Here is a 3,784-nt window from a genome sequence, read left to right as displayed (position 1 = left end):
GATGTAGTCGCCCAGCACGTCCGGATCGTAATTGTCGAGCGCCGCGCCATCGAGGCGGATCTTGCCGCCCGCGGGCCGCCAGACGCCGGTGATTGCCCGCGCGAGGGTCGACTTGCCGGACCCGGAGGGGCCGATCACGCCGACGGCCTGGCCCGGCTGCAGTTCGAAATTGATCAGGCGCAGGCTCGCCAGCTGTTCCCCCGGCGGGATGATGGTGAGCTGTTCGGCCTTGAGATATGCCTTGGGCGCGGGCAGCGCCGTGCGTTCGCGTTCCGGCGGCACCTCTGCCAGAAGCTCGCCGAGGTTGCGCCAGCCCTTCACCGCGCGCTGGATCGAGGGCCATTGCCCGATTGCGAGATCGAGCGGAGCCAGCGCCCGGCCGAGCAGGATGGACGAGGCGATCATGGCGCCCGGCGTCACCTCCTGCTGCAGAACGAGATAGGCGCCGAGGCCAAGCATCGCCGACTGCAGGAACATGCGGAAGGTCTTGGACAGGGTCGAGAAGCCGCCGGTGCGGTCGCTGGACACGACGCTTTGCGCGAGGGCTTTCTGACGGGCCTGGTTCCAGCGGGCAAAGGCGGAGCCGGTCATGCCGAGCGAGCGGATGAGTTCCGCCTCTGTCCGGATCTGTTCGGCCATGCGTTCCGCCTGCAGCGTGGCGCCGGCTGCTTCGGCCACCGGGGTCGAGGTGCGGAACTGGTTCAGGACCGTGACAAAGATCAGGATCGAACCGCCTATGACGGCAAGGATCCCGAGCCAGGGGTGGAACAGGGCGATGCCGAACAGGAAGACCGGCGTCCAGGGAATGTCGAACAGCGCGGCGAAGACCGGCGAGGACAGGAGCCTTTGCACCGCTTCGAGATCGCGCAGCGAGTTTGCGGGCGTGTGCGGGCTGTTGTCGAGGGACGCCTTGTGGACCACCGCCGCGAACACCCGGTGATCGAGGCGCGCCTGGAACCGGGCGCCGATCCGCGCGAGCACCCTTCCGCGGACAAAGTCCAGCAGACCCATCATCGCGAAGAGGAAGCCCATCAGAATCGCAAGCGCGAGAAGCGTCGCTTCGGACCGGCTGCCAAGCACGCGGTCGTAGACCTGCAACATGAACAGTGGCCCGGTCAGCATCAGAAGGTTCACGAAAAAGCTAAATATCGCGACAAAAAGAAAGAGCGGGCGGCTTTCCGCCCGTGCGTCGCGTAACTCACGCAATCCATTGCTGAAATCGGCGGAGCGGGGCTTCATTGTGAGGTCGGCTCGCTTATACTTACTTGGCGCTACCGAGGATATATCGGTCTAGGATCGACAATGCCTCTTTCGTACAGCCATATTGGATTGCAAAAGATCGAGCCTCATTGAACATCGAGAAAGCAACGCTGCCGTTTTCCGCTTCAAAGTCGATATAACTTCTGCCATCGAAAAAGTAATTCAGTGCTTCAAATGGAGATAGTTTAACACATTCTGCTATTGAGTGTGCGTCATACTTGACTTTGACGACATGCGTCGGACGACATGGATCGTGCGCACGAAACTCTTCAGGAAAAGGCAGATATCGCACCCATTTACGCCCTAATCGATGCAGGCAGCGTTCACTTAAGCTGGGAAAAAATTCATTCAGGGCCTCCCAGCCGCCAGACTTCGTACTCACTGCCAATGGCATGGGCTGAATCAGGCCAGCAGCGCCAAGTGGGCTGATATCTTCAGAAACGAGTTGCCAGCCATGCGCCACAAGAGCGGCCGCCAGTGTGGACTTGCCTGCACCACTCTCGCCATGCAGCAAAACCGTATGATCTCCTTTCGAAACACACGCAGCATGGAAAAGCGCTTTCCAGTGTTCGTTCCCAGCGGATAAGCGAATGGCCAACCCAACGCACGCACCGACCGCATTTCCTTCACCAAGTAGGACACGCGTCCCTTCATTACAGCCAGAAAGCAACCAGTGCCGATCGCTTACTTGTACCAGTTCGATCCACGATGAAGGTCGGTCATAGACCAGGCAGTCCTCGAAAATGTCGCTCAGGGCGGAGGCAACCGACTTTCCGAAGACCCTGACTTCGGCGCTGGTCGCTCCCAGTCTAACCACCTGCCGAAAGTCCCAGTCGATTTGACTTGAGCAGCAGACAGTAGGCGGGTCGAAGGTTTCTGGAGGGGAAAAAAGTCCCATACGCGCCCAGCGGTCATGAGCGCCAGCAAAATCTGCAAGCGCATATGGGGCACGGCATGGAGTCGACGCGCAATAAAGCGAAACCGCTTCACTAGCTGATGTCGATACTCGAACCGCTTCCCAAAGCTGCTTGCCACTTTCGTTTAGTTCCACGACAGCATTCAGCTTCGGATAAATTCCAAGCCAACGTCCGTCAAACGCAATGGCCGGACTCCATTCGCGCACTGCCTCCAAGGGGAAATCGAAGTCCGACAAGTTCATGCCGAACCGAGGTCCGCATCATCAACGTCACATTCCTGGATTTGGCTTTGCACTTCCCCACCAGCACCTTGTCGATGACGGGCGTGCCAGTAGACCGTCGGGTCAGCCACACATCTCCTGAGATACGCTCTGGGTTCTCCTGGACTCACCAAATGGTACCAGACCCAAGCAACCCGGCCATAGAGGCTCGTCAGTGAGGTTGCCTTGCCTGTTTCAAGTTGCCACTGCCATCGCAGTGTGTCGAGTCGCACATCCGGGCTGGATGGGGCAGACGCCGCAGGCAGGTCGAAGCCTGCAAACCTCTGTAAATTGCTCCGGCATATTTCCCAGACCGCTTCGGCACCGCACTTTACCAACTGATGCCGCGCCGCGCTCCAGCACTCTTCACCTGGCCATGCGAGGCAGGAAAACCGGATATCGAGAAGATCTCTGGATGAAACACTTGGCACGTAGTACCTGCTCTCTCCGGCACTATGTAAAACGGACATGCAAATTCGGTCGCTGTCAGCGGGAAGACGTATACGTACACCTTCCCAACTCATACATCTCGACCTGAGAAATACATCGTCAGTTGGCATGCAGCGGCTCCAATACCCGCCCAGGACGTACCTGTGCAATTCCACTGGGGCTTGCCAGTCATCGCTCCAGAGGGGTGTGAGATGTTTTAGCGCCGGTGATCTATCGAATTCCTCCGGGCCCCACGACAATCCAAAATGCTTGCTCAGGTGCACCCAAGCATTTTGCACTCGGTCCGGAGAGATGAGAAAGTCAATATCGCCAATAAAACGAGCTGAACAATTGGGCCAAGTATTGTCGACAAGGTGGCATGCTCCTTTCATCAAGAGCGGTACAATATCGATCTCGTTCAGAGCTCTTGCAACACTAATGATTTGACCCTTCAACGCTTCGTTGCGCTGTCCGTTTAGCTCGTAAACGGCCTTCAATGTATCTTGGCGCTCTCTCGAGATCCGCTGCTGGTCCGCCGGGCGCAGGGCGGGCCAGAATGCGGGGAACAGTGGTGACAAGGCTTCAAAGAGATCTGGCCGCTCCAGATCGTCAATGAAAGGATACGGTGTTTCGGGACAGGCAAGATTTTGCGCAATATGCCGGCAGAGACGAGCCTGAAGTTCGACCCTCTGTTTGCGCCGTTCGTTGCGCCCCATTGCCTCTTGAGCGGAATCAGAGCGTGACATCAACACCTCTCCGATCACGGGAAGGGGTTCGGTGCGGTTCCATCGTCCGAAGAACCGGCGGCCTGCGCGCGGGCAGTTGACGGCGAGAGGAGCATCAGCGCCACCGGGCTGGTAAGCGCGACCCGGCCCAGTGTCTTGATCGCCGTCCTTCGACCCAGTTCCACGTCATCAG

3 protein-coding genes are annotated in these 3,784 nt (G+C 58.4%); all 3 read right to left on the bottom strand.

The window, feature by feature from the left end:
• Positions 1 to 1,239 (bottom strand): type I secretion system permease/ATPase (locus HCO70_RS24500; RefSeq protein ID WP_172300548.1); only part of this gene is annotated, 1,239 nt, incomplete at its 3' end.
• 22 nt (positions 1,240 to 1,261) lie between these two features.
• On the bottom strand, positions 1,262 to 2,419 hold the full coding sequence (locus HCO70_RS24495) for a hypothetical protein (RefSeq protein ID WP_172300547.1): 1,158 nt from the start codon (positions 2,417 to 2,419) through the stop codon (positions 1,262 to 1,264).
• Positions 2,416 to 3,612, bottom strand: a complete 1,197-nt coding sequence (locus HCO70_RS24490; RefSeq protein ID WP_172300546.1) for a nucleotidyltransferase family protein — start codon at positions 3,610 to 3,612, stop codon at positions 2,416 to 2,418. The genes HCO70_RS24495 and HCO70_RS24490 overlap by 4 nt, the downstream gene beginning before the upstream one ends.
• Positions 3,613 to 3,784 lie beyond the last annotated feature (172 nt).

It is taken from the genome of Pseudoruegeria sp. HB172150 (genome assembly GCF_013184805.1).
Lineage (GTDB): Bacteria > Pseudomonadota > Alphaproteobacteria > Rhodobacterales > Rhodobacteraceae > Psychromarinibacter.
The sequence above is the reverse complement of the archived record's forward strand: the minus strand, read 5'-3'. Positions and strand labels throughout refer to the sequence as shown.

Bases quoted from the DNA above. Each gene is read 5' to 3' on its own strand.
- HCO70_RS24490 (WP_172300546.1), bottom strand. From the start codon at position 3,612: ATGTCACGCTCTGATTCCGCTCAAGAGGCAATGGGGCGCAACGAACGG.
- HCO70_RS24495 (WP_172300547.1), bottom strand. From the start codon at position 2,419: ATGAACTTGTCGGACTTCGATTTCCCCTTGGAGGCAGTGCGCGAATGG.